Below are 24,739 nucleotides of genomic sequence, written 5' to 3' on the forward strand. Positions count from 1 at the left end.
TCTTACGCTCAGTCATTGATTCGCAAACAATGGACGACTTTTCGGTCGACGGAGAACGGTCGGCCGATGACGGGGGCGACGATTTCGCCCCATCTCTCTTCGGCCTCTCGCACCGGGAGGCATCGAGTGTCGCGCCGCGGCGGCGAGCACTGATGATGGCCGCCTGGGAGGCCCTGGAACACGCCGGCCTTCCGCCGCGGCGCGTCGAACGCGACCGGCCGGTGCTCTTCCTCGGGGCGGAGAACTGCGGGACGGAGAACTTTGGGGCGGGGGACGGGGCGGAAAGCTCCGGAACGGAGGGCCGCGGGGCCCGCCCTCCCGACGAGCGGCTGCCGCTCGGGGCCCATGTCGCGCCGGTCACCATCTGCCCGTCCTCCCTGGCGGCGGTGCGCACGGCCGGCGAGAGCCTCCAGCGGGGCGAGTGCCGAACGGCGCTGGCCGCCGTGACCGTTCCGGAGACCGACGGCGACCGGGCCCCCGGATGCGTGGTGATCGTGCTCCGGGCGCTGGCGGACGCGCACCGGGACGGCGACCGGGTGCTGGCGGTCGTCGACAGCTGCTCACAGGGGCCCCGCCACGGCGCGTCCGACCCCACGGGACCGGACACCGGCCTCGCCGAACTGCTCCACGCGGTGCTCGCCCTCCGCCACCAGGAACGGGAGACGGTGCTGACGCACGCGGACGGCCGTCTGCTCGTCGGGCCCGCCCCCGCGTCCGACACCCACGCGCCCGCCGGGCCCGGCCCCGTACCGCCCTCGGCGCCACCCTCGCCGGAGGCGCCGTCCCGGCCGTCCCCGCCGTCCCCTGCCGAGGCCGCGGCTCTCCTCGTCTTCCCGCTGTCGAACACGTCGCCCGCGGGACTGCGGGCCGACGCGCGGCGGCTCGCCGATCTGGTGGCGTCGCCCCGCGCCCCGCGCCTCGCGGACACCGCGTGGACGCTGGCGCGGCACAGGGCGCACCTCGCCGAGCGGGCCGTGGTCGTGGCCGGCGACCGCGCCGAACTGGAAGCCGGACTGCGGGCCGTCGCCGCGGGCAAGCCGGCCCCAGGAGTGGCCACGGGCCGCCCCCTGGGCGCCGGGCACCCCGGGGTCGTCTGGGTGTTCTCCGGCGACGGCTCCCAGTGGACCGGCATGGGCAGGGAGTCGCTGGTCCGCGAGCCCGCCTTCGCCGCCTTCCTGGACGAGGTCGACCCCGTCTTCCGTGCCGAGGGCGGCTATTCGCCACGGGAGTTGCTGACGGCGACGGACGTGGGGGCCGTCCCGTGCGGCCGGCTCCAGGGCATCTGCTTCGCCATGCAGGCCGCCCTGGCCCGGGTGTGGCGCGACCGCGGCCTCGAACCCGCCGCCGTCATTGGCCACTCCGGCGGTGAGATCGCCGCCGCCGTCGCGGCGGGCGCCCTGTCGCCCGCCGACGGCGCCCTGCTGGTCTGCCGCCGCTCCGCGCTGCTGCCGCGCGTCGCGGGAGCCGGCGCCATGGCGCTGGTCGACCTGCCCCCGGCGGAGGTCGACACCGCGCTGAAGGGCCGGTCCGACGTCGTCGTGGGCATCAGGGCCTCGGCCGTCACCACCGTGGTCTCGGGTGACGCCGACGCCGTCGAGCGGCTCGCGCGCGAGTGGACGGAGCAGGGCCGCTTCGTACGGCCGGTGGCCACGGACCTCGCCCCGCACAGCCCGCACATGGACCCGCTGCTCGACGAGGTCCGGGCGGCCCTGGCGGTGCTCGAACCGCGTGCGCCCCGGACACCGCTGTACTCGACCTCGCTCGCCGACCCGCGCGCCCGTGCCCCCTTCGACGCCCACTACTGGGCCGGGAACCTGCGCAACACCGTCCGCTTCGACGCCGCCGTCGCGGCCGCCGCCGAGGACGGGCACCGCGTGTTCCTGGAGATCTCCGGCCATCCGCTGGTGACGCAGTCGGTGCGCGAGACGCTGACCGCGCACGGCGTCGGGGACGCCGTGGTGCTCCCCACCCTGCTGCGCCACCGGCCCGAACAGCGGACCCTGCTGACCCAGCTCGGGGCCCTGCACTGCCACGGCGTCCGCGTCGACCTGACCGCGCGGGACCCCGGGGGCCGACTCGTCGACCTGCCCGCCCGCGCCTGGCGGCGCCCGGTGGCCGGCGAGCCGGCCGAGGAGCGGGCCGGAGATTCGTACGAGGAGCCGGCCGGCGATCCGGCCGGCGGGCGGCCGCCGGGGCACGGGACCGGGAAGCAGACCGACTGGCGGCGCCTGGACCCCGACGAGCTGACCCGGGCACTGACGGCCCTGGTACGCGACGTGGTGACGGAGCAGCTCGCCCTCGGCGCCGCCGAGGTGGACCCCCGGCGTCCGCTGGCCGAGTACGGCATGGAGTCCCTCCAGTCGCTGGCGATCAAGCGGCGGCTCTCGGATCACCTCGGCCTCCCCCTCCCCGCCACGCTGCTGTGGAACCACCCGACGGTCGCCGAGGTGGCCGCCGCGCTCACCACGCGCCTGGGCCGGGGCGCGGCACCCCGGGCACCGCGGCCCGCCGAAGGGACGCTCGTCCCCGCCGGCCCACCGGACCCGCCGGGGCCAAAGGCCCCCTCGGGCTCATCCGCCTCGCCGGTCTCGCCCGCCTCGCCCGCCCTGTCCGGTTTCGAGCTGCTCCTGCGTGACGTGGAGAGCGACGGAGACGCCCTGTGAGCATCAGTCAACGGCTGTCCGACCTCTCGGCGCGGCAGCGCGACACGCTCGCCGAACGGCTCGGCGCGGCGGCCCGGACCGTGGTGGCCGAACCGATCGCGGTGATCGGCATGGGCTGCCGGCTGCCCGGCGGGGTCGACTCCCCGGACGAGCTGTGGCAGTTGCTGGTCGACGGGCGCGATGTGGTGGGGCCGGCGCCCGCGGACCGCCGCGGCCCGGCGGGCGACGCGGACGGCCCCGACGCGCTCGACGGACTGGACGCGCAGGTGCGCCAACGCCTGCGCCGGGGCGGCTTCCTCCCCGACGTGGCCGGTTTCGACGCGGAGTTCTTCGGCATCGCGCCCCGGGAGGCCGAGGCGATGGACCCCCAGCAGCGGCTGCTGCTGGAGGTGGCCTGGGAGACGCTGGAGCACGCGGGTGCGGTTCCCGCGCGGCTGGCCGGCGGCCGCACCGGGGTCTTCGTGGGCGCCTACTACAACGAGTACCTCCAGCGCGGCCTGGCCGACCCCCGGACGCTGGACGCGTACACCCTGACCGGCGGCCTGCACAGCGTCCTGGCCGGCCGGCTGTCGTACGTGCTCGACCTGCGCGGCCCGTGCCTGGCCCTGGACAGCGCGTGCTCCTCCTCGCTGACCGCCGTGCACCTCGCCTGCCAGAGCCTGCGGCTGCGGGAGAGCGACACGGCGCTGGCCGGCGGGGTCAACCTCATCCTCGACGTCGGCGTCAGCAGGTCGCTGGAGGAGTACGGGCTGCTGGCGCCGGGCGGCCGGTGCCGCACCTTCGACGCCGGCGCCGACGGGATCGTCCGCACCGAGGGATGCGGACTGGTCCTGCTCAAGCGCCTGTCCGACGCCCTGCGCGACGAGGACCGGGTGCTGGCGGTCATCCGCGGCAGCGCGGTCAACCAGGACGGCCGCTCCAACGGCCTGACCGCGCCCTCGGGGGCGGCGCAGCGCGATCTGCTGCGGGACGCGATCGACCGGGCGGGGGTCGACCCGGCCCGGGTCGGCCTGATCGAGGCGCACGGCACCGGCACCGCGCTCGGCGACCCCATCGAGGTGGAGGCGCTGGCCGAGGTGTACGGGCCCGGGCGGTCGGGCCGCTGCGCGCTCGGCGCGGTCAAGACCAACCTCGGCCACGCGGAGGCGGTCTCCGGCGTCATCGGTCTGATCAAGACGGTGCTGGCCGTCGACCGGGGCGCCGTGCCGCGCAACCTCCACTTCACCCGGCTCAACCCCGAGATCTCGCTCGACGGCACACGCTTGTTCGTGCCGACCGAGCACACCGCGTGGCCGGTGGAGGGCTCACCGCGGCTGGCGGCCGTGTCGGCCTTCGGCATGGGCGGCACCAACGCGCACGTGCTGGTGGAGCAGGCGCCCGAGCGGACGCGTACGACCGCGGCCGGGACGCGTACGGCAGCGGCCGGGGCCCGTGCGACCGTGGCCGGGCAGGTGCCCGAGGGGGCCCGTACGGCGTCGGCCACGGTGGGCGGCCCGCGCCTCTTCCCGCTGTCCGGGGTCACCGAAGCGGGGCTGCGGGCCGGCGCCCGGCGGCTGACCGCGTGGCTCACCGGGCCCGGCGCGGACACGCCCCTGGCCGACGTCGGCCACACGCTGGCCCTGCGCCGAACCCACCACCCCGCGCGGCTGACCGTGGTGGCCGGGGACCGGGAGACCCTGGTGGACCGGCTGCGCCGCTTCCAGGAGGGCGAGATCGCGGCCGGCAACAGCGAGGGAACGGTCACCCGCGCCGCGGACCGGGGCGTGGTGTGGGTGTTTCCCGGCCATGGCTCCCAGTGGACCGGCATGGGCGGTGAACTGCTGGAGGGCGAGCCCGCGTTCGCCGAGGTGATCGACGAACTGGAGCCGGTGCACTCGGCGGAGACCGGGGTCTCCCTGCGGGCGGCGCTGCGGGAGGACCTGCGGACGGCGCCGGCCGACCGGGTCCAGCCTCTGATCTTCGCCGTCCAGGTCGGCCTGGCCGAGGTCTGGCGGGCCCACGGCGTCCGCCCCGCCGCCGTGATCGGGCACTCCATGGGCGAGATCGCCGCCGCGGTGGTCGCCGGGGCGCTCCGCTGCACCGACGGGGCCCGCCTCGTCTGCCGCAGGTCGCGACTGCTGCGGGCGGTGACGGGCGCGGGCGCGATGGCCGCGGTGGAGCTCTCCGCCGCCGGGACCGAACGGCTGCTGGCCGGCCGGGAGGGGCTGTCCGTCGCGATCCTCGCCGCCCCTCGCTCGACCGTGGTCTCCGGGCCGCCGGACGCCGTGGACGCGCTGGTGGCCGAGGCGACGGCGGCGGGGGTGGCCGTACGGCGGCTCGCCTCCGACGTGGCCTTCCACAGCGCGGCGATGGACCCGCTGTGCCGGCCCCTGCGGGACGAGATCGGCGCGCTGCCGGCGGCCGCACCCGAGATCCCCTTCTACAGCGGCACCCGCGGTGCCACCCACGGCGGCATCCACGGCGGCACCCACGGCGGCGCCCGGTTCACCGAAGCGCCGGACGTCGAGCACTGGGTGGCGAACCTGCGCGAGCCGGTCCGCTTCGGCGCGGCCGTCGCCGCGGCGGCGGCCGACGGCCACCGGCTGTTCGTCGAGATCTCACCGCACCCGGTGGTCCGTCACGCGCTGCGGCAGTCGCTGGACTCGGCGGGCGCCGACGACGCCGTGGTGGTCGCCTCCCTGCGGCGCGACGAGCCGCAGCGGGCCACCCTGCTGGAACAGCTGGGCGCGCTGCACTGCCGGGGCGTGGACATCGACTGGGGCCGCATCCACCCGGAGGGCGAGCTGGCCACGCTGCCGACCACGGCCTTTCAACGCCGGCGCCACTGGCGGGCCGGCGCGGCGACCGGAACGGCCCCCTTGGGTGAGACCGGTGCACCCGCTGCGCCGGGTGCGTCACGTGCCTCCGGCGCGCCCCCCGCACCCCGTACGACCTCTGCTTCCGCCGCGGACCGCGCCGAGCGGAGCGGGGTGCCCCAGGACTGGATCTACCGGACGGTGTGGCGTCCGCGTCCGCTTCCGCCGCCGGACGGCCGAGGAGGTACGGCCGGCCGGTGGCTCGTCGTCGCCGACGGCGGGGGCGTCGGCGACGCCGTCCGGGCCCTGGCCGAAGCCCGCGGCGCCACGGTCGTGACCGTGCCCGCCGCCGAGCTCCTGGACCTGTCACCGGACGAGCCGGCCCGGTGGCCGGCGGCGCTCTCCGGCGCGGGCCCGTCCGACTTCGATCACGTCCTGTACTGCGCGGCGCTCGACACGCCGGACGCCGAGCCGGAGTCGCCGCGCTGGGCCCGGCGCCTGACCGTGGGGCTGCTGCGGCTGGCCCGCCTGCTGGCCGACCGGGGGCGGCCCCGGCTGCACCTGGTCACCCGCTTCGCGCAGACCGTGGGCGGGGAGCCCCGCGTCGCGCCGGCCCAGGCGGCCCTGTGGGGCCTCGGGCGCGGGCTCGCCGTCGAACTCACCGAGATCTGGGGCGGCCTGACCGACCTCGACGACGCCGGCCCGGCCGAGGCGGCGCGGCTGCTGTTCGACGAGATGACCCGGCCCGACGGTGAGGACCAGGTCGCCTTCCGCGCCGGCTCGCGGTACGTCACCCGCCTGGTGCGGGGCGAGCTCGACGCCGGTGCCGGCGGGGCGCTGGACCCGGACGGCTGCCATCTGGTCGTCGGGGCGGGCGGCTCCATCGGGCCCAGCCTGATCGACCGCCTGGCGACGCTGGGCGCCCGCCACCTGGTCCTGCTCACCCGCCGAGGGCTGACCGGGGTCGCCGCCGACACCGCCGCGCGCCTGCGCAAGGAGGGGACGGCGGTCACCGAGGTCAGGGCCGACGTGGCCGACGAGGCCGCCATGACCGCGCTGTTCGCCCGCTTCGGGGCCGACCTGCCCCCGCTGCACGGCATCCACCACGCGGCGATGGCCGGCGGCTACCGGGAGCTGGCCGACCTGACCGAGGCGGACGTCGACCTGATGCTCCGGCCGAAGGTCGACGGCTCCGTACTGCTCCACCGGCTCTCCGCCGGGCACGACGTCCGCCACTTCGTGCTGTTCTCCTCCACCGCGGCCCTGCTCGGCGCCCGAGGACTGACCCACTACGCGGCCGCCAACTACTTCCTGGACTCCCTCGCCCGCCACCGCCGCGCCCTCGGGCAGCCGGCGCTGGTGATCGACTGGGGCATCTGGGGGGAGGCGTTCGGCCAGGTCGCCTACCGCGATCTGATGTCCGCCTCGGGGCTGCGGCCCATGCCCGACGCGACGGCCGTCCGCGCCCTGGACTCGCTGCTCTTCGGCGACGCGGCGCACCGCGTCGTGGCCGCCGTGGACTGGCCGGTGCTGGCCGACGCCTACCGTTCGCGGATCGCGCTGCACCTCATCGACGAGGTGGCTCCGGAACGGGCCGGGGCGGGCGGTACGGCACCGGGCCGGGAGGCCGCGCGCGTCCTGGCCGCCACGGGCGAGGCGAGGGGCCGCCTGCTCCAGGAGTTCGTCCGGTCGACCGTGGCGGGCCTGCTGGGATTCGCCTCACCGCGGCAACTCGGCACGGACCAGCGGTTCTTCCAGATCGGCATGGACTCGATGACGGCCGGCCGGACCCAGGCCGCGCTCGCGCGGGACCTCGGCTGCGACATTCCGGCGGCCGTGGTCTTCAACTATCCGACGGTCGAGGCGCTGACGGCGTACCTGCTGGAGGAGCTCGGCCGGCGCTCCGCGGGGGCGGCGGCGACCGAGGAGCGGACCGCCGCCGAGGAGCCGGTCGCCGCGTCCCCCGGGCGCGCCCCTTCCGCGGAAACGTCACCGGCCAACGGCACACCCGCCGGGGGCGACCCCTCCGAGGACGAACTCATCCGCCGCCTCACGGAAAGACTGGGCCCCCTGTGACCGGTACGAACAACGACGGGGGAGACCGGCGGGCCGTCCTCCGGCGCGCGTTGGAGACCATCGACCGGCTGGAGCGCAGGGCGCTCGCGGCGGAGGGACGGCTCACCGAGCCGGTGGCGGTCATCGGCGTCGGCTGCCGGCTGCCCGGCGGGGTGGACGGCCCCGACGACTACTGGCGGCTGCTCGCCGAGGGCCGGGACGCGGTCGTCGAGGTCCCCGCCGCCCGCTGGGACGCCGACGCCTTCCTGTGCGACGACTTCACCGTGCCCGGCACGATCCGGTCCCGCTCCGGGGGCTTCCTCACGCACTGGGACCCGGCGTCCTTCGACGCGGCGTTCTTCGGCATCTCGCCGCGCGAGGCCGCCGCGATGGACCCGCAGCAGCGGCTGCTCATGGAGGTGACCTGGGAGGCGCTCGAACACGCCGGACTGCCCGCCGACCGACTGCGCGGGGCGCGCGGCGGCGTCTACGTCGGCATCACCCTGCACGAGTACGGCATCCGCCACTTCGGGGCGCTGACCCCGCAGGACGTGGACGCGTACACCGTCACCGGCAGCGTGCACAACCTCGCCGCGGGGCGGATCGCCTACCACCTCGGTCTGCGGGGGCCGGCCATGGCGGTGGACACCGCGTGCTCGTCCTCGCTGACGGCGGTCCACCTGGCGTGCCAGAGCCTGCGCACCGGGGACGCGGACCTGGCCCTGGCGGCCGGTACGAACGTGATGCTGATGCCGGAGTCGAGCATCTCCCTCTCGCGGTTCGGCACGCTCTCCCCGGACGGCCGCTGCAAGGCGTACGACGCGTCGGCGGACGGGCTCGGCCGGGGCGAGGGCTGCGGCGTCGTCGTGCTCAAGCGGCTGGCCGACGCCGAGCGGGACGGGGACCGCGTCCTCGCGGTGGTGCGGGGCACCGTGGTCAACCAGGACGGCGCGAGCAGCGGCCTGACCGTGCCGAACGGGCTGGCCCAGCAGGCCGCGATCCGGGCGGCGCTGGAGCGCTCGAAGCTCTCCCCGCACGACATCGACTACATCGAGGGCCACGGCACCGGCACCCCGCTCGGCGACCCCATCGAACTGGAGGCGCTCGCCGATGTGTTCACCCCCGACCGGGACCCCGCCCACCCCCTGATCGTCGGCTCGGTCAAGACCAACATCGGGCACACCGAGGCCGCCGCCGGGATCGCCGGTCTGATCAAGACGGTCCTGGCGCTGCGCCACCGCCGCGTCCCCGCCCACCTCCATCTGCGGGAGAAGACGGGCAGGATCAGTGACCGGGCGGCCCGGATCACCGTGCCCGCGACCGGTCTGCCGTGGCCGGAGCGGGGCAGGCCGGGCCGGGCCGGGGTCAGCGCATTCGGCATCAGCGGTACGAACGCCCACGTGGTGGTCGAGGAAGCCGTTGGGAAGGCAGCCGTTGGGGCGGCGGCCGTTGGGGAGGCGGCCACCCCGCCGGGGCCCGCGCCGGCCGGCGCGGGCGGCCCCTGGCTGTTCCAGCTCTCCGGCGCCGACTCCGAGGGCCTGCGGGCCAACGCCGAGCGCCTCGCCGGGTGGCTGGCCGACCACGGTGACGTGCCGCCGCCGGACATCGCCCACACCCTGGGCCGCCGCCGTACGCACCTGGACGTGCGGGCCGCGCTGGTCGCCGACACCGCCGACGGCCTGCGCCAGGGCCTGAAGGAACTGGCCGCCGAGGGGCCCGCCACCGCCCCGGCCGGCGCCCGCGTCCTGCCGGCGGCCGGCACCGGGGCGGTCTGGGTCTTCTCGGGACAGGGCTCCCAGTGGACCGGCATGGGCCGCGAACTGCTCGCCACCGAACCTGCCTTCGCCGCCGTCGTCGACCGCCTCGAACCCGTGGTCGCCACCGAGTCCGGGGTGAGCCTGCGCGAGCTGGTGTGCGACCGGGACCTCACCGACGCGCCGATGCAGCACGTCCAGCCCGCCGTGTTCGCCCTCCAGACCGGCCTCGCCGCGGTGTGGCGCTCCCGGGGCCTCGAACCCGCGGCGGTCCTCGGCCACTCCATGGGCGAGGCGGCCGCGGCGGTGGTCGGCGGCGCCCTCCGCCTCGAGGACGGCGCCCGGGTGATCTGCCGCCGCTCCCGCCTGTTCGGCGAGCGGTACGGCACGGGCGGCATGATCGCGCTGGTCGAACTCCCCGCTGATCAGGTCCAGAAGCGCCTGACCGGGTACGACGGGGTGACGGTCGCGGTGAGCGCCTCCCCGCGGTCGACCGTGGTGGGCGGCGGGGCCCGGGAGGTCACGCGGCTGGTCGAGGAGTGGCGGGCCGAGGGGCTGCTGGCCCGCCCGGTGCCCGGCGTCAGCGTCCCGGCCCACACCCCGCACGTGGAGCCGCTGCTGCCCGAACTCCGAGCCCTGCTGGGCGACCTCGCGCCCGCCGCGCCCCGCGTCACCTTCTACTCCACCGCCGACCCCGACCCGCGCGCGACCCCCGCCTGCGACGCCGACTACTGGGCCGCGAACATGCGCAACCCGGTGCGGTTCACGCAGACCGTCGCCGCGGCGGCCGAGGACGGGTTCCGGGTCTTCGCCGAGGTCTCCCCGCACCCGGTCGTCACCCACGCGATCGGCGAGACCCTCCGGGAGGCCGGGATCGACGACGGCCTCGTCACGGGAGTGCTGCGCCGCGGCGAACCGGCCCGGCACGCCCTGCTGTCCGCGCTCGGCCTGCTGCACAGTCACGGGGTGCCGGTGGACCAGCGGCGCCTGCACTCGTACGGGAAGCTGGTGGACCTGCCCACCACGGCCTGGCGGCACGAGCGGTTCTGGTTCGGGGCGGGAGACGGTGGCGACGCCCCGGGGCCGGGGGAGCATCCCCTGCTCGGCGTCCACGTCCTCGTGCCGGGGTCGCCCGTCCAGCACGTGTGGCGGGCGCGGGTGTCCGAGCGGCGGCTGCCGTGGCTCGCCGACCACCGGGTCGCGGGCAGCGTCGTCGTCCCCGGGACCGCTTACTGCGAGGCGGCGCTCGCGGCCGCGAGCGAGGCGCTCGGCGCGGCCCCCGACGACATCGAGCTGCACGACATCGCGTACCGCGCCCTGCTCACCGTCGACGGCACGGTCACCGTCAGCACCGTTCTCACCGAGGAGGGGCCGGGCCGCGGCCGCGTCGAGATCCGCACCCGGGACCACACGGGCGCCTGGGTGACCCACGCCACCGCCGGCGCGCGGGTGGTGGACTCCCCGCGCCCGGACCCGTACGACGTCGCCGAACTGCGGGCCCGGCACAGCGACGCCAGGCTGGAACCGGAGCGGCTGTACGCGTGGATGCGCGCGGCGGGGCAGCAGCACGGCCCCGCGTTCCAGGGCGTGGTGTCCATCGGGCTGGGCGGCGACGGCTCGCGCGACGCGCTGGGGGAGATCGCCGTACCGGAGCGGGCCGGGGTGGGCCTGCGCCGAGCCCATCTGCACCCCGTACGACTCGACCTGTGTCTGCAACTGCTCGGGGCGGTGCCGGCGGCGGCACGCGACCGGGAGGGCGGGGACGACGCGGATGGGGTGGACGCATCGGGCGACGCGCTGCTGCCGGTCGGGGTCCGCTCGCTGCGCCGCTGGGCGGACCCGACCGCCGGCAGGCTGGTCCGCAGCCGGCTGACGCGGGACGGGGAGGGAGGGCTCGTCGGCGACGTCGAACTCCTCGACGAGCGGGGCCGGGTGCTGGTGTCCGCCCTGGGGGTGGACGTGCGCAGGATCACCCGCGCCACCGGCCGGCACCCGCTGGACGACCGGATGTTCGAGCTCACCTGGGAGCCGGCGCCGCCGCTCGCCCCCGGTGCCCGGCCGGCCGGGGGCGGCTGGCTCCTGGTGACGGAGCCCGGCTCCATCCCGCTGGCGGAGCGGCTGCGCGCCGGATTGACCGCCGCCGGCGGGCGGTGCCTGCTGCTCGACGCGGGCGCGGGCCCGGCGGCCTTCGCGGGCGCGCTGGCCGCCGCCTGTGCCTCGGGCGCGGCACCGAGCGGAGTCGTGCTGCTCATGCCGCCCCCCGCCGAGGACGAGCACCACGCCATGGGCGACGGAGCCGCCGCGGACGACGGGGCCGCCGCGGACGATGATGGAGGCGCCCCGGACGACGGGGCCGCCGCGGCGGAGCTGGCCCGTATCCGGGTGACGCGCCTGACCGAGCTGGTCAACGCCGTGGACCCGGCTCTCGAAGCGGCCGGTGCCCAGGGCCGGCCGCGGCTGTGGCTGATCACCCGCGGTGCCGACCCTGTGCGGCCGGGGGACCCCGTGGCGCTCGGGCAGACCGCGCTGCGCGGATTCGCCAGGACCCTCGGCCTCGAACACCCCGCGCTGCGCACGACCCTGCTCGACCTCGACCCGTCGGAGTGCGACCCGGACGCGGTGCTGCGGGAACTGCTCGGCGACCCGGCGGAGGACGACATCGCCCACCGGGACGGCCGGCGTCACCTCACCCGCTTCGTCGCCGCCCCGCTGTCCGACCCGGACCGCCCGCCGCCGCGCCGCACGGCGCGCTACGGGGAGGACGGCTTCCGGCTGGTCACCCGGGCGGCGGGCCGGCTCGACGCGCTGGAGGCGCGGGCCTTCGACCGCCGTCCGCCGGGGCCCGGCGAGGTGGAGATCGCGGTGTCGGCCGCCGGGCTGAACTTCAGCGACACGCTCAAGGCGATGGGCGTCTACCCCTCCCGGGACGGCGCCGAAGCGGGCTCCCCGGGCGGCTCCCGGCACGACGAAGGGGCGCCACCGCTGGGCACCGAGTGCGCCGGCCGCGTCAGCGCCGTCGGCCCCGGCGTGACCGCCTTCCAGGTGGGGGACGACGTCGTGGCCTCCGGCTGGGGATGCCTCGCGACGTTCGTGACGACCCCGGCCCACCTCGTCACCCGGCTGCCGGAGGGCATGACCCCCGCGCAGGCGGCCACCGTGCCCTCGGTCTTCGTCACGGCCTGGTACGGGCTGCGGCACATCGCGCGGATCGCGGAGGGCGAGCACGTCCTCGTCCACTCCGCGACCGGCGGCGTCGGCATGGCGGCCCTCGCCATCGCCCGCGCGGCGGGGGCCGAGGTCCACGCGACCGCGGGCACGCCGGCCAAGCGCCGCCTGCTGCGGGACATGGGGGTGCGGCACGTGTCGGACTCGCGCGGCCTCGACTGGGCGGACGACGTCCTGGCCGCGACGGCCGGCCGGGGGGTGGACATCGTGCTGAACTCGCTGACCGGCCCCGCGCTGCGGCGCGGGATCGACGTCCTGGCCGACCACGGCAGGTTCGTCGAGATCGGCAAGCGGGACATCCACGAGGACATGCGCCTGGGCCTGCTGCCCTTCACCCGCGCCATCACCTTCGGCGCGGTCGACGCCGATCTGCTGGCCCGCACGCGCCCCGCGGTGTTCCGGCAGGTGCTCGACGAGGTGTTCGCGGAGTTCGCGGCGGGGCGGCTGCAGCCGCTGCCGCACACCGAGTGGCCCCTGGAACACGCCGCGGACGCCTTCCGGACGATGGCCAACGCCGAGCACACCGGCAAGCTCGTGATCACCGTTCCGCCGTCGGGGGAGACCGAGGTCACCGTGCCCGACGACGCCGCCCCCGTGGTCCGGGAGGACGGCGGCTATGTCATCACCGGCGGACTGAGCGGCCTCGGCCTGTACACCGCCGAACGCCTGGTCGAGCGCGGCGCCCGCTGTGTGGTGCTGAACGGCCGGTCGCGGCCCACGCCCGGCGCCGAGGAGGCCATCGGGCGGATGCGCGCGGCCGGGGCGGAGGTGGTCGTCGTCCGCGGGGACATCGCCGCGCCGGGCACCGCGCGGCGGCTGGTCGAGGCGGCCCGGCGGGCCGGTGCCGCACCGCGGGGGGTCGTGCACGCCGCGGTGGTCCTGGACGACTGCGTGGTGGCCACCATGGACGCCGAGCGGCTGGAGCGGGTCTGGGCGCCGAAGGCCCTCGGCGCCTGGCGGCTGCACGAGGCCACCGAGGGCCTGGACCTGGACTGGTGGGTGGGGTTCTCCTCCAGCGCGGCCGTGCTCGGCAACGCCGGCCAGGCGGGGTACGCGGCGGCCAACTCCTGGCTCGACGGCCTGGTCCACTGGCGCCGGGCCCGCGGCCTGCCGGCCCTGACCGTCAACTGGGGCCCCTGGGCCGACATCGGCCTCGCCCGGGACCTGGACTCCCGTGGCTACCGGCTCATCGAGCCCGAGGACGGCATGGCGGCGCTGGAGGCCCTGATCTCCCACCGGCGCGCACGGGCGGCCTTCCTGACCTTCCACCGGGACGAGTGGTTCGAGGACCACCCGGCGGTACGCGCCTCGTCCCTGTTCGCCCGGTCCGGGGGCGAGGCCGGGCACGGCGGGGACCCCACGGCCCCGCTGCTCACCCGGATCGCCGGGGCCGGGTCGCCGGACCGGGCCCGGCGGATGCTCGCCTCGTACGTCGCCGAGCAGGTGCGCGGGGTGCTGCGGCGGGGCGAGGGAACGGTCGACCCGCGGGCGCCGATCGCGTCCTTCGGCCTCGACTCCCTGATGGCCCTGGAACTGCGCAACCGGCTGGAGGGCGGCACGGGCCTGACGCTGTCCGCGGCACTGATCTGGGCCCACCCGGACCTGGCCTCGCTCACCGGTGAACTCGCCGAACGGCTCGGCATCGGGGGCCCGCCCGAGGCGGCGGAACCCGGCGGGGTGGACGGCGCCGGCGGTGACGAGGGCGCCAGGCGTACGGGCGCCGGCGGTGGCGAGAACACCGGCGGTACGGGCGCCGGCGGTGCCGAGGATGCCGGCGGTACGGACGCCGAACTCCTCGCCCAGATCCTCGCGGCCGTGGAACCGGCGAGCGGGACGGAGACAGACGCCCACGGGGGCCACGAGGAGGCGCCGCGATGACCGACCTGGCCGAGCTCATACGCAAGCTCTCACCGACGGCGCGGGCCGCGCTGGCACGCGAGCTGGGCGTCGACCCGGACCCCGGCCACCGGCCGGGCACCCACGAGCCCATCGCCGTGGTGGGGCTGGGCTGCCGCTACCCCGGCGGCGCGGACACCCCCGAGCGGCTGTGGGACCTGCTCGCCGAGGGCCGCGACGCGGTGACCCGCATACCCGAGGGGCGCTGGGACATCGACGCGTTCTACTCCCCGGACCCGGACATGCCCGGCCGGATGCCCCATGTGCGGGGAGGGTTCCTCGACGACGCCGCGGGCTTCGACGCGGAGTTCTTCGGCATCTCGCCCCGCGAGGCGCTGGCCATGGACCCCCAGCAGCGGCTGCTCCTGGAGGTGGCCTGGGAGGCGCTCGAACACGCCGGCACCCCGCCCCGGGGCCTGAGCGGCACCCGTACGGGTGTCTACGTGGGCATCGCCGCCCCCGACTACCTCCTCGAACGGCTGCTGGACCCGGACGCCGTGGACGATGTGCACACCGTGACCGGGGGCGCCCACAGCACCGCGGTCGGCCGGCTGTCGTACCTCCTGGACCTGCGCGGCCCCTCGATCGCCGTCGACACCGCGTGCTCCTCCTCGCTGGTGGCGGTCCACCTCGCCTGCCAGGGCCTGCGCACCGGTGACGCCGATCTCGCCCTGGCCGGCGGGGTGCACGTGATCAGCTCGCCGCTGACCACCGTCGCGCTGTACAAGGCGGGGATCACCGACCCGGACGGCCGCTGCAAGGCGTTCGACGCCGACGCCGCGGGCTTCGTCCGGGCCGAGGGCTGCGGAGTCGTCGTGCTCAAGCGGCTCGCCGACGCCCTGCGGGACGGCGACCCGGTGCGCGCGGTGATCCGGGGGAGCGCGGTGAACCAGGACGGTCTGTCGAACGGGCTCACCTCGCCCTCCGTGGAGGCCCAGCGGGCCGTCCTCGCGGAAGCGGTCGAACGGGCCGGCGTCGGCGCCGGGGACGTCGGCATGGTGGAGACCCACGGCACCGGCACGCCGATCGGGGACCCCATCGAGGCGGCGGCCCTCGCCCATGTCTACGGGCGCGCCGGGCGCGGCCGCTGTGCGCTGGGGGCGGCCAAGACGAACATGGGCCACTGCGAGGAGGCGGCCGGCGTCCTGGGGCTGCTCAAGACGGTCCTCAGCCTCCAGCACGGCCGCATCCCGCCCAACGTCCACTTCCGCCGGCTCAACCCGGACATCTCCCTGGACGGCACCCGGCTGTTCGTCCCGACCGGGCTCACCGGGTGGCCGGTCACCGGGGAGGGGCCGCGGCTGGCCGCGGTGTCCTCGTTCGGCATGGGCGGCACCAACGCGCACGTGGTGCTGGAACAGGCGCCCGAGCCCACGCGCGCCGCGTCAACGCGCGCCGAGCCCGCACGGTCCGCTTCCGTACGCCCGCTTCCCGAGGAGTCGACGGCACCGCGGTCCCGGTCGTCCGACGCGATGCCGGAGCGCCGGTCGTGGCTGATCCCGATCTCCGGAGCCACCCAGCAGGGGCTGCGGGCCAACGCCGAGCGCCTCGCGGACTGGTTGCGCGGCGCGGACCCGGTCCCCCTGCGGGACCTCGCGCACACCCTGGGGCGGCGCCGCTCCCATCTGTCCGAACGGGCCGTGATCGTCGCCGATTCCGTCGACGCCCTGACGCTGGGTTTGAAGTCACTGACCTCCGGCGAGACCACCGCGGACCCCGTCGGGTCGGTCCTGCCCGTGGCGGCCGCGGGCGCGGTGTGGGTCTTCTCCGGCCACGGCTCCCAGTGGGCCGGCATGGGCCGCGAACTCCTCGCGGCCGAGCCGGCGTTCGCCCGCGTCCTGGACCGGATCGAATCCGTGATGGTCGCCGAGTCCGGCATCTCCCCGCGCGAGACGATCACCACGGGGCGGTACGACGACCCCGTACGGGCTCAGCTCGCCATCTTCGCGATGCAACTGGGACTGGCCGCGGTGTGGCGGTCGTACGGCGCTCGGCCCGCCGCCGTACTGGGGCACTCCATGGGGGAGGTCGCCGCGGCCGTGGCCGGCGGGGCGCTCGGCCCGGAGGACGGCGCCCGGGTGATCTGCCGCCGGCTGGACGTGATGCGCCGCGGGCTCAAGGGCAGGGGCACCATGGCGCTGGTCGAACTGCCCACCGACGACGTGGTCCGGCGCCTGTCCGGGCACCCGGCCGTCTCGGTGGCCATCAGCGCCTCGCCCCGCTCCACCGTGGTGTCCGGCGCCGTCGACGAGGTCGAGCGGCTGGTGGCCCAGTGGCAGGCCGAGGGGCTGCTGGCCCGGCGGATCAAGGGAGCCGAAGGAGCGGGGCACAGCCCGCAGGTGGACCCCCTGCTGCCCGAGCTCCGCGAGCGGCTCGCCGACCTCGCCCCGGCCGAGCCGGAGGTCCCGTTCTACTCCACCGCGCACCCCGACCCGCGCACCACCCCGGCCTGCGACGCCGGCTACTGGGCGGCCAACCTGCGCAACCCCGTGCGGTTCACCCAGGCCGTGGAGGCCGCCGCGCGGGACGGCCTGCGGGTGTTCGTCGAGGTGTCCCCCCATCCGATCGTCTCCCACGCGATCGCGGAGACCCTCGACCACGCCGGGATCGACGACGCCGCCGTCGTGCCGACGCTCCGCCGCGACCTGCCGGAGGTCACCACCTTCCTGACGCACCTGGGGCAGCTGCACTGCCACGGAGTCCCGCTGGACCAGGATCTGCTCCACCCCGCGGGGACGCCGGTGGACCTGCCGGTCAACGCCTGGCGGCACCGGCAGTACTGGCTGCGCGAGGGGGAGCGCCGCCGCCCGGCCCACGACGGCGGCGAGCACCCGCTCCTGGGCACGCACATCCGCCTGCCGGGCGCGCCGGCCCGGCACGTGTGGCAGGCACGGGTGGATCTCGACCGCCTGCCGTGGCTCGCGGACCACAGCTCGCGCGACCTCGTGGTGATGCCGGGCACCGGCTACTGCGAGATGGCGCTGTCGGCGGCCCGTACGGCGTTCGGCGACACCACCGCGGAGCCGCTCTGTCTGACGGACGTGGACTACCAGCAGTTGCTCGTGCTCAACCGGCCGGTGGAGATCACCACCCTGCTCACCCGGCAGGACGACGGGACGGCGCTCGTCGAGATCGCCACCTCCTCGGCCGGCGGGGCCCGTGTCGTCCACGCGACGGCCCGGGTGCGCCGCGCGGCGCACCCCGAGGCGATGGCGTCCGGGCCGGCGCAGTCGGAGGCGACGCCGGCCGGGGCGACGCGGCCCGAGGCGACAACGCAGTCCCCTCCGACGCTGTCCGAACTGATGGCGCGCCACCCGGTGTTCGGCGACCCCTCCGAGGTCTACGCACGGATGCGCCGCTCCGGACAGTTCCACGGGCCCGCCTTCGCCGGCCTCGTGGAACTGCGCCTGCCCGCCCCGGAGTCGCGCGGCGGGCCGGTCGCCTCCACCCTGTGCCGGGTGGAGTGGCCGAAGGCGGCCACCCGCAACCCGCACTACCGGGCGCACCCCGCCTTCCTCGACGCCTGCCTGCACAGCGCCGTGGCGGCCGTCCCCGAGGTGCCGGGGCGCACCCACCTCCCCGTGGGGATCGCCCGGCTGGCCGTGCACGGCGACGTCGGCACCGTCACCTACTGCCACGCCGAGGTCACGGCCGCGCGGGAGGACACCGGCCATCTCGCGCGGCTTCGCCTGCTCGACGCCCGAGGGCACCTCGTCGCCGAGCTGGACGGGCTGTACTTCCGGCAGGTCGACGAGTCCGCGCTGCCCATCTCGCTCCACGACAAGCTGTACGAACACACCTGGGAGCCGGTGCCCCCGGCCGAGCCGCCCGAGGAACGCCCGCGCGCACACTGGCTCGTGCTCCACGACGCGACGAACGGGGCCGGCCCCGGGGCGGACCCCGAGGCGGCTGCCGCGCCGCTCGCCGCGGCGGGGGACACCGTGTCCCACGCCGACTGGCGCGACCCGGAGGCGGTGACCGCGGCCCTCACCGGTCAAGACGGGGACGCGCCGTACACCGACGTCGTATTCCTCGCCGACACGCCTGCGGCGGCCGACACGCCGCTCACGTACGACACGCCCGCGACAGCTGACGCGCCCGCCCGGGACCTCGGCGAGCTGGCCCTGGCCGAAGGAGCCACCCGCGTACTCGCCGTGGCCCGGCTGGTCGCCGGGCTCGCCGAGCGCGCCGCCCGGGGCACGCCGCCCCCGCGCCTGTGGCTCCTCACCCGGGGCGCGCAGTGCGTACGGGAGGGGGAGCGGCCCGACCTCGCGCAGGTCGCGCTGCGCGGGCTCGCCAGGACCCTGGTCGTCGAGCACCCCGAGCTGCGGCCCACGCTGGTCGATCTCGACCCGGACTCCCCCGGGTTGGCGGAGCTCGCCGCCGAGGCGGCCTCCGGGGCCCGGGACGACGAGGTCGCCTGGCGCGGCGGAAAGCGCTTCCTCGCGCGGCTCACGGCGACCACCCTGCCCGCCGCGGACCCCGCGGTCCCCGTCGTGCGGAAGGGCGGCGGCTATGTCGTCAGCGGCGGGCTGAGCGGGCTGGGGCTGTTCACCGCCGAGTGGCTGGCCGAGCGGGGCGCGGGCTGCCTGGCCCTCAACGCCCGCTCCCGGCCCACGCCGCCGGCCGAGGAGGCGATGCGGCGGATGCGCGCCGCCGGGGCTCGGGTCGTCGTCGTGCGCGGCGACATCGCGGAGCCCGGCACCGCCCGCCGGCTCGTCGACGCGGTGCGCGAGAGCGGCGCCGTGCTGCGCGGCGTGGTCCATTCCGCGGCCGCCCTCGACGACGGTGTGGTGGCCACCATGGACGCCGAGCGGCTGGAGCGGGTCTGGGCGCCGAAGGCCGTCGGGGCCTGGCGGCTGCACGAGGCGACCGCCGAACTGGACCTGGACTGGTGGGCCGGGTACTCCTCGCTCGCCTCCTTGCTCGGGGGCGGCGGCCAGGGCAACTACGCGGCCGCCAGCGCCTGGCTCGACGGCCTCGCCCACTGGCGCAGGGCGGGGGGCCTGCCCGCCCTCTGCGTCGACTGGGGCGGCTGGGCGGAGATCGGCGGTGCCCGCGACCTGGAGCTGGCCGCCTTCGGCAAGCTGCGCCCACGGGAGGGCATCGAGGCGCTGGAGGGGCTGCTCGCGCACGGGCGGACCCGGGCCGGGGTCACCCGCATCCACCCGCGGCTGCTGGCCGAGCACCATCCCGAGCTGGCCGGGTCGTCGTTCCTCGCCGCCCTGCTCGGCGGCAGCGGCGGGGACGAGCGGGCCGCCGGCGACTGGCCGGGCCCGGACGCGCTCTCCGGCCTGGCCGGCCAGGAACTGCTGGACCGGGTGCGCGAGCGCCTCGTACGGGTGGTCGGCACGGTGCTCGGGCTGCCCGCCGGGGAGCTGGACCCGGCCAGGCCGCTGGTGCGGATCGGCCTCGACTCCCTGATGGCGGTCCGCGTCAAGAACGCGGTGCAGCGCGACTTCGGAACCGCCCTGCCCGTCGCCCTGCTGCTCCAGGGCGCGAGCGTGGACCGGCTCGCGCGGGACGTCGTACGGGCCCTGCCCGGTGGCGCGGGGCCGGCCGCCGGCGGGGACACGGCTGCCGGCGGGGGTGCGGCCGGCGGCGCGGACGCTGTCGATGGCGCGGGCCCGGACGGTGCGGACGCCGACCGGATCGCCCGGAAGGCCCGGGAGCGGGCCGCGCGGCGCGGCCGGCGACACGACGGGAGGCAGGGCCGATGACGGCAGACGGACAGGTGCCCGGCGCGGGCGCCATAGCGGTGATCGGCATGGCGGGCCGGTTCCCCGGCGCCCGCTCGCTGGACGCGTTCTGGGACAACCTCTGCGCCGGCCGCGAGTCCATCGTCGACCTCGACGACGAGGAACTGCTCGCCCAGGGCGTCCCCGAGCACCTCCTGAAGGACCCCGACTACGTCAAACGCGCCGCCCCGCTCGACGGCTTCGACGAGTTCGACGCCGACTTCTTCGGCTACTCCGCCCAGGCCGCGCGCGTGTTGGACCCGCAGCACCGGCTCTTCCTGGAGACCTGCTGGCACGCCCTGGAGGACGCGGCCATCGACCCGGCCCGGCACGACGGCGACATCGGCGTGTACGGCACCTGTTCGGGCAACGCCTACGTCCCCTACCACACGCTGTCCCACCACGACCCGCGGACGCTGATCGGCACCGGCATGAACACCGAGCTGCTGACCCTCATGGCCGGCGGCGACAACGCCTTCATCGCCACCCGCGTCTCGCACGCGCTCGACCTGCGCGGCCCGAGCCTGGGCGTGCAGACCGCCTGTTCGAGCGCCCTGGTGGCGGTGCATCTGGCCTGCCAGAGCCTGCTGGACGGGGAGTGCGACGTGGCGCTTGCGGGCGGCATGACGGTCAAGGTGCCGCACCGGATGGGCTATCGGTACGAGCCGGGCGCGATCGTCTCCCGCGACGGGCGGTGCCGCGCCTTCGACGCCCGGGCCTCCGGGACCGTGTTCGGCAGCGGCGGGGGCGTGGTGGTGCTCAAACCCCTCGCCGACGCGCTCGCCGACGGCGACCGCGTCCGGGCCGTCGTCCGCGGCTCGGCCGTCAACAACGACGGCTCGCTGAAGATGGCGTTCAGCGCCCCGAGCGTCGACGGACAGGCCCAGGTCGTCGCCGACGCCATGGCGGTGGCCGGGGTCGGCCCGGACGACATCGGCTACGTCGAGACCCACGGCACGGGCACCGCCCTCGGCGACCCGGTCGAGATCGCGGCGCTCGACCGCGCGTTCGCGGGTCGCACCCGCCCCTGCCCGATCGGCTCCGTCAAGCCCAACATCGGCCACCTCGAGTACGCGTCGGGCATGCCCGGCCTCATCAAGACGGTGCTGGCGATCGAGCACCGCACCCTCCCGCCGACCCCGCACTACACCGAGCCCAACCCCGAACTGGGGCTGAGCGGGACGCCCTTCCGCGTCCAGGACCGGCTGGCGCCGTGGACCTCCGAGGGGCCGCTGCTGGCCGGGGTCAGCTCGCTGGGGGCGGGCGGCACCAATGTCCATGTCGTCCTGGGGGAGGCACCCGCGCCCGCGGCCCGCGAACCGGCACCCGCCGAGGACGGCGCGCGGCCGCGGGTCCTGCTGGTGAGCGCGCGCGGCCCCGACGAGGTCGCGCGGGCCGCGCGGCGGCTCGCCGACCGGCTGCGCGCCGCCCCGGACCTCCCGCTCGACGACGTGGCCGCCACCCTGGCCGACGGACGGCGCGCCCACGAACACCGGCGCGCGGTGGTCGCCCGTACCGCGCGGCAGGCCGCCGAGGCGCTCGACGACGCCGGCCACCCGCGGTCCCACGCGGGCACGGCCCCCGAACGGCCGCCCGCCGTCGCGTTCCTGCTGCCGGGCCAGGGCTCCCAGTACCCGGGCATGACCGCGGGGCTGCACGCCCACGACGCGCGGTTCCGGGACCACCTGACGACGTGCGCCGGGGCGTTCTCCGACGCCCTGGGCACCGACGTGCTCGCCGCCGTCCTGACCGCCGAGGAGGAGCCGCTCAGGCGTACGGACCTGGCCCAGGCCGCCCTGTTCTGCGTCGAGTACGCCCTCGCCCGGTGGCTCGAACCCTGGGGGGTGCGGCCGGGGGCGCTCGCCGGGCACAGCGTCGGGGAGTACACCGCCGCCTGCCTGGCGGGCGTGTTCGACCTGCCGGACGCCGTACGGATGGTGGCCGCGCGGGGGCGCCTGATGCGCCAGGCGCCCCCCGGCGCGATGCTCTCCGTACGGCTGTCCGAGGCGGCGGTCGCGGCGGAACTGCCCGGCAGCGGGCTGGAGCTGGCTGCCGTCAACGAGCCGGCGAGCTGCGTCGTCGCGGGGCCGGTGGACGCGGTGGAGCGGTTCGCCGAACGGCTGACGGCACGGGGGGTGGGCACGAGCCGGCTGCGGACCGCGCACGCCTTCCACACCAGCGCGGTGCAGGACGCCGCCGACCGGTTCGCTGCCGAGATCTCCGGCGTCCGGCTGCGCCCACCGCGCGTCCCGCTGCTGTCCGGCGTCACCGGCACCTGGATGACGGACGACGAAGCCGTCGACCACGGGCGCTGGGCCCGGCAGCTCCGGGCCCCGGTGCGGTTCGGCGCGAACGTCGAAGAACTGCTGGCCGACGGCCGCCGGGTGCTGGTGGAAGTGGGCCCCGGCCGCACCCTGACCGCGCTCGCCCGGCGCAGCCCCGCCTGGCGCGCGGGGCACCGCGCGGTCCGGACCGTACGGCACCCCTCCGAGCCCGGGGACGACGGCGAGGTGCTGATGCTCGCCCTCGGCGCGCTCTGGGCGGCGGGAGCGGAGATCGACTGGAGCCCGGACCGGGGCGGACGGAGGCCCCGCCCGGTGTCCCTGCCCGGGTACCCGTTCCGCCGGGACCGGCACTGGATTCCGTCGGCGTACGTGGAGGGCGGCGGCGCGGCGGCCCCCGCCCTCGCGGCAGCGGCAGCGGCAGCGTCGGCGGCAGCGTCGGCGACCACGGCCACGGCCACGGCCGGCCGGGAGGCGACGCCGTCGGAGGGAGCGCCGTCCGAGGCGGCGGACAGGGTGTCGGAGAGGTCGCCGCGCGGCGAGAGCGGAGCGGCAGGCGGCACCCGCGCGGTGCTGAGCGCGATCTGGAGCGAGCTGCTCGGCGTTCCGGACGTGCCGCCCGACGCCAACTTCTTCGATCTGCGGGGCGATTCCCTGATCGCGGTCCAGCTGGCCTCCCGGGCGTCCGCGGCCGGACTGGTGATGTCACCGCAGGACGTGTTCGCCCACCAGACCGTGGCCGCGCTGGCCGACGCGATCGACGCGGCGGCCCAGGGGGAGCGAGGCGGCCCGGGCGAGCCGGGCCGGCGGGACGAGCAGGGGACGCGCTCCCGGCGGGCGCTGAAGCCGTGGACCGGGCCCGTCGCCCTGACCCCCACCCAACTGCGGCTGCTGCGAGAGCCGCGCTCGAACACCTTCCACGTACCGCTGGTCCTGGAGGTCCCCGGCGCGCTGACGCCCGAGGCGCTGGACGAGGCACTGGCCGGTGTCGTCGCCCTGCACGACGGGCTGCGGCTGCGGGTCCGGCACCGCGCGGGCCTCTGGGAGCAGGAGGTCGCCGAGGCGCGGCGCGGCGCCCCGCTCCTGGTGGTCGACGGCGCAGGGGAGGACGGCGGCGACCCCCGGGAGTGGGCCGCCGCGGGGCAGGTCGTCGAGGAACTGGGCGCGGCGATCGCCGCGGACGGCTACGACGGCGGGCCGCTGCTGAGGGCCGCCCATCTGCCGGGGAGCGGGGCCCGCCCGTCCCTCCTGGTCCTGGTGCTGCACCACCTCCTGGTCGACATCGCCTCCGAGCGGCTGCTCCTGGAGGACCTGAACACCGCCTGCCGGCAGGTGCTCGACGGCCTGCCCGTCGCCCTGCCGCCGGCCACCACCCCGTGGCCCGCGTGGGCGGCCCGCGTCGCGGCCCTGGCCGCCGACCCGGAGGTGCACGCCGAACGGGCGCTGTGGCTCGGCGCCCGGCACACGTCCGTACGGTCGGCGCTGGGCCTGAGCCCCGCGCCGGGGGCGCCCGCCGGAACCGATGTGCGCTGCGAGCGGACGGTGCTCGACGCGGCCGGCACGGCGGCGCTCCTGGCGTTCCAGCGCGCGCGGCGGGCCCCGCTGGACGAGACGCTGCTCGCCGCCGTGGCCGTGGCCCACGAGCGGTTCACCGGCGAGGACGCCCTGCTGGTGGACGTGGAGGGGCACGGGCGCGCGGTGCCGTTCCCGGGCGTGGACCTCACCCGCACGATCGGGTCCTGCACCACGGTCCACCCGCTCCCGCTGACCACCGGCGGCCGCGGCCCCGAGGGGGCCCTCGCCCGCGCCCGCGAGGCGCTGCGCGCGGTCCCCCGGCAGGGCCTCGGCCACGGCGTGCTGCGCCATCTGCACGCGCCGACGGCCGCGCTGCTGGCGGAGGTCCCCGAGCCGGAGCTCATGGTCTCCTACCTCGGCGCCCTCGGCCACGAGACGGCCGGCCCCGACGGCGGGCCGCTCCGCCCCGCCCCGGGCGTGGTGCCGGCCGCCCGCTCGGCCGCCGCCTGTCTGGGCAACCCGCTGGAGCTGCGCTGCTACCTGAGCGCCGGCCGGCTGCACCTGGACTGGTGGTACGACGCGCGGCGCTGTGCCCACCTGACGGCGCGGGAGTGGGCGCGGCGCACCGTCCACGCCCTGCGCGCCTTCGGCAGGGCGGCCGACGGTACGGCCGACGGGGCGGGCGCCGCCCCCGCCGGGCCCGCCGGGCCCGCCGCCCCCGCCGGGCCCGTGGCGGGCGGCTGGGGCGCCCTGACGGAGGACGAACGCGCGGTGCTGTTCCCCGCGCCGCGCCGGAGCGAGAACGACGGCGGATGA

Annotated in this window: 5 protein-coding genes; all 5 read left to right on the forward strand. The window is 77.0% G+C overall.

Annotation, left to right across the window (positions count from 1 at the left end):
* Window positions 1-29 precede the first annotated feature (29 nt).
* The 5 genes from ACSNOD_RS02285 to ACSNOD_RS02305 are packed head-to-tail and all read left to right on the forward strand — an operon-like array spanning window position 30 to window position 24,739.
* Window positions 30-2,663, forward strand: a complete 2,634-nt coding sequence (locus ACSNOD_RS02285) for an acyltransferase domain-containing protein (RefSeq protein WP_436764990.1) — start codon at window positions 30-32, stop codon at window positions 2,661-2,663.
* Window positions 2,660-7,534: a type I polyketide synthase gene (locus ACSNOD_RS02290; protein ID WP_436764991.1), complete on the forward strand. Its 4,875-nt coding sequence runs from the start codon at window positions 2,660-2,662 to the stop codon at window positions 7,532-7,534. Before ACSNOD_RS02285 ends, ACSNOD_RS02290 begins: the two co-directional genes overlap by 4 nt.
* On the forward strand, window positions 7,531-14,370 hold the full coding sequence (locus ACSNOD_RS02295) for an SDR family NAD(P)-dependent oxidoreductase (RefSeq protein WP_436764992.1): 6,840 nt from the start codon (window positions 7,531-7,533) through the stop codon (window positions 14,368-14,370). The genes ACSNOD_RS02290 and ACSNOD_RS02295 overlap by 4 nt, the downstream gene beginning before the upstream one ends.
* The gene (locus ACSNOD_RS02300) at window positions 14,367-20,108 is read left to right on the forward strand and encodes an SDR family oxidoreductase (protein ID WP_436764993.1); all 5,742 of its coding nucleotides are present in this window, start codon (window positions 14,367-14,369) and stop codon (window positions 20,106-20,108) included. Before ACSNOD_RS02295 ends, ACSNOD_RS02300 begins: the two co-directional genes overlap by 4 nt.
* Window positions 20,105-24,739 (forward strand): beta-ketoacyl synthase N-terminal-like domain-containing protein, encoded by a 4,635-nt coding sequence (locus ACSNOD_RS02305; RefSeq protein ID WP_436764994.1) that lies wholly within the window; start codon window positions 20,105-20,107, stop codon window positions 24,737-24,739. Before ACSNOD_RS02300 ends, ACSNOD_RS02305 begins: the two co-directional genes overlap by 4 nt.

This window comes from Streptomyces sp. URMC 123, assembly GCF_051386515.1.
GTDB lineage: Bacteria > Actinomycetota > Actinomycetes > Streptomycetales > Streptomycetaceae > Streptomyces.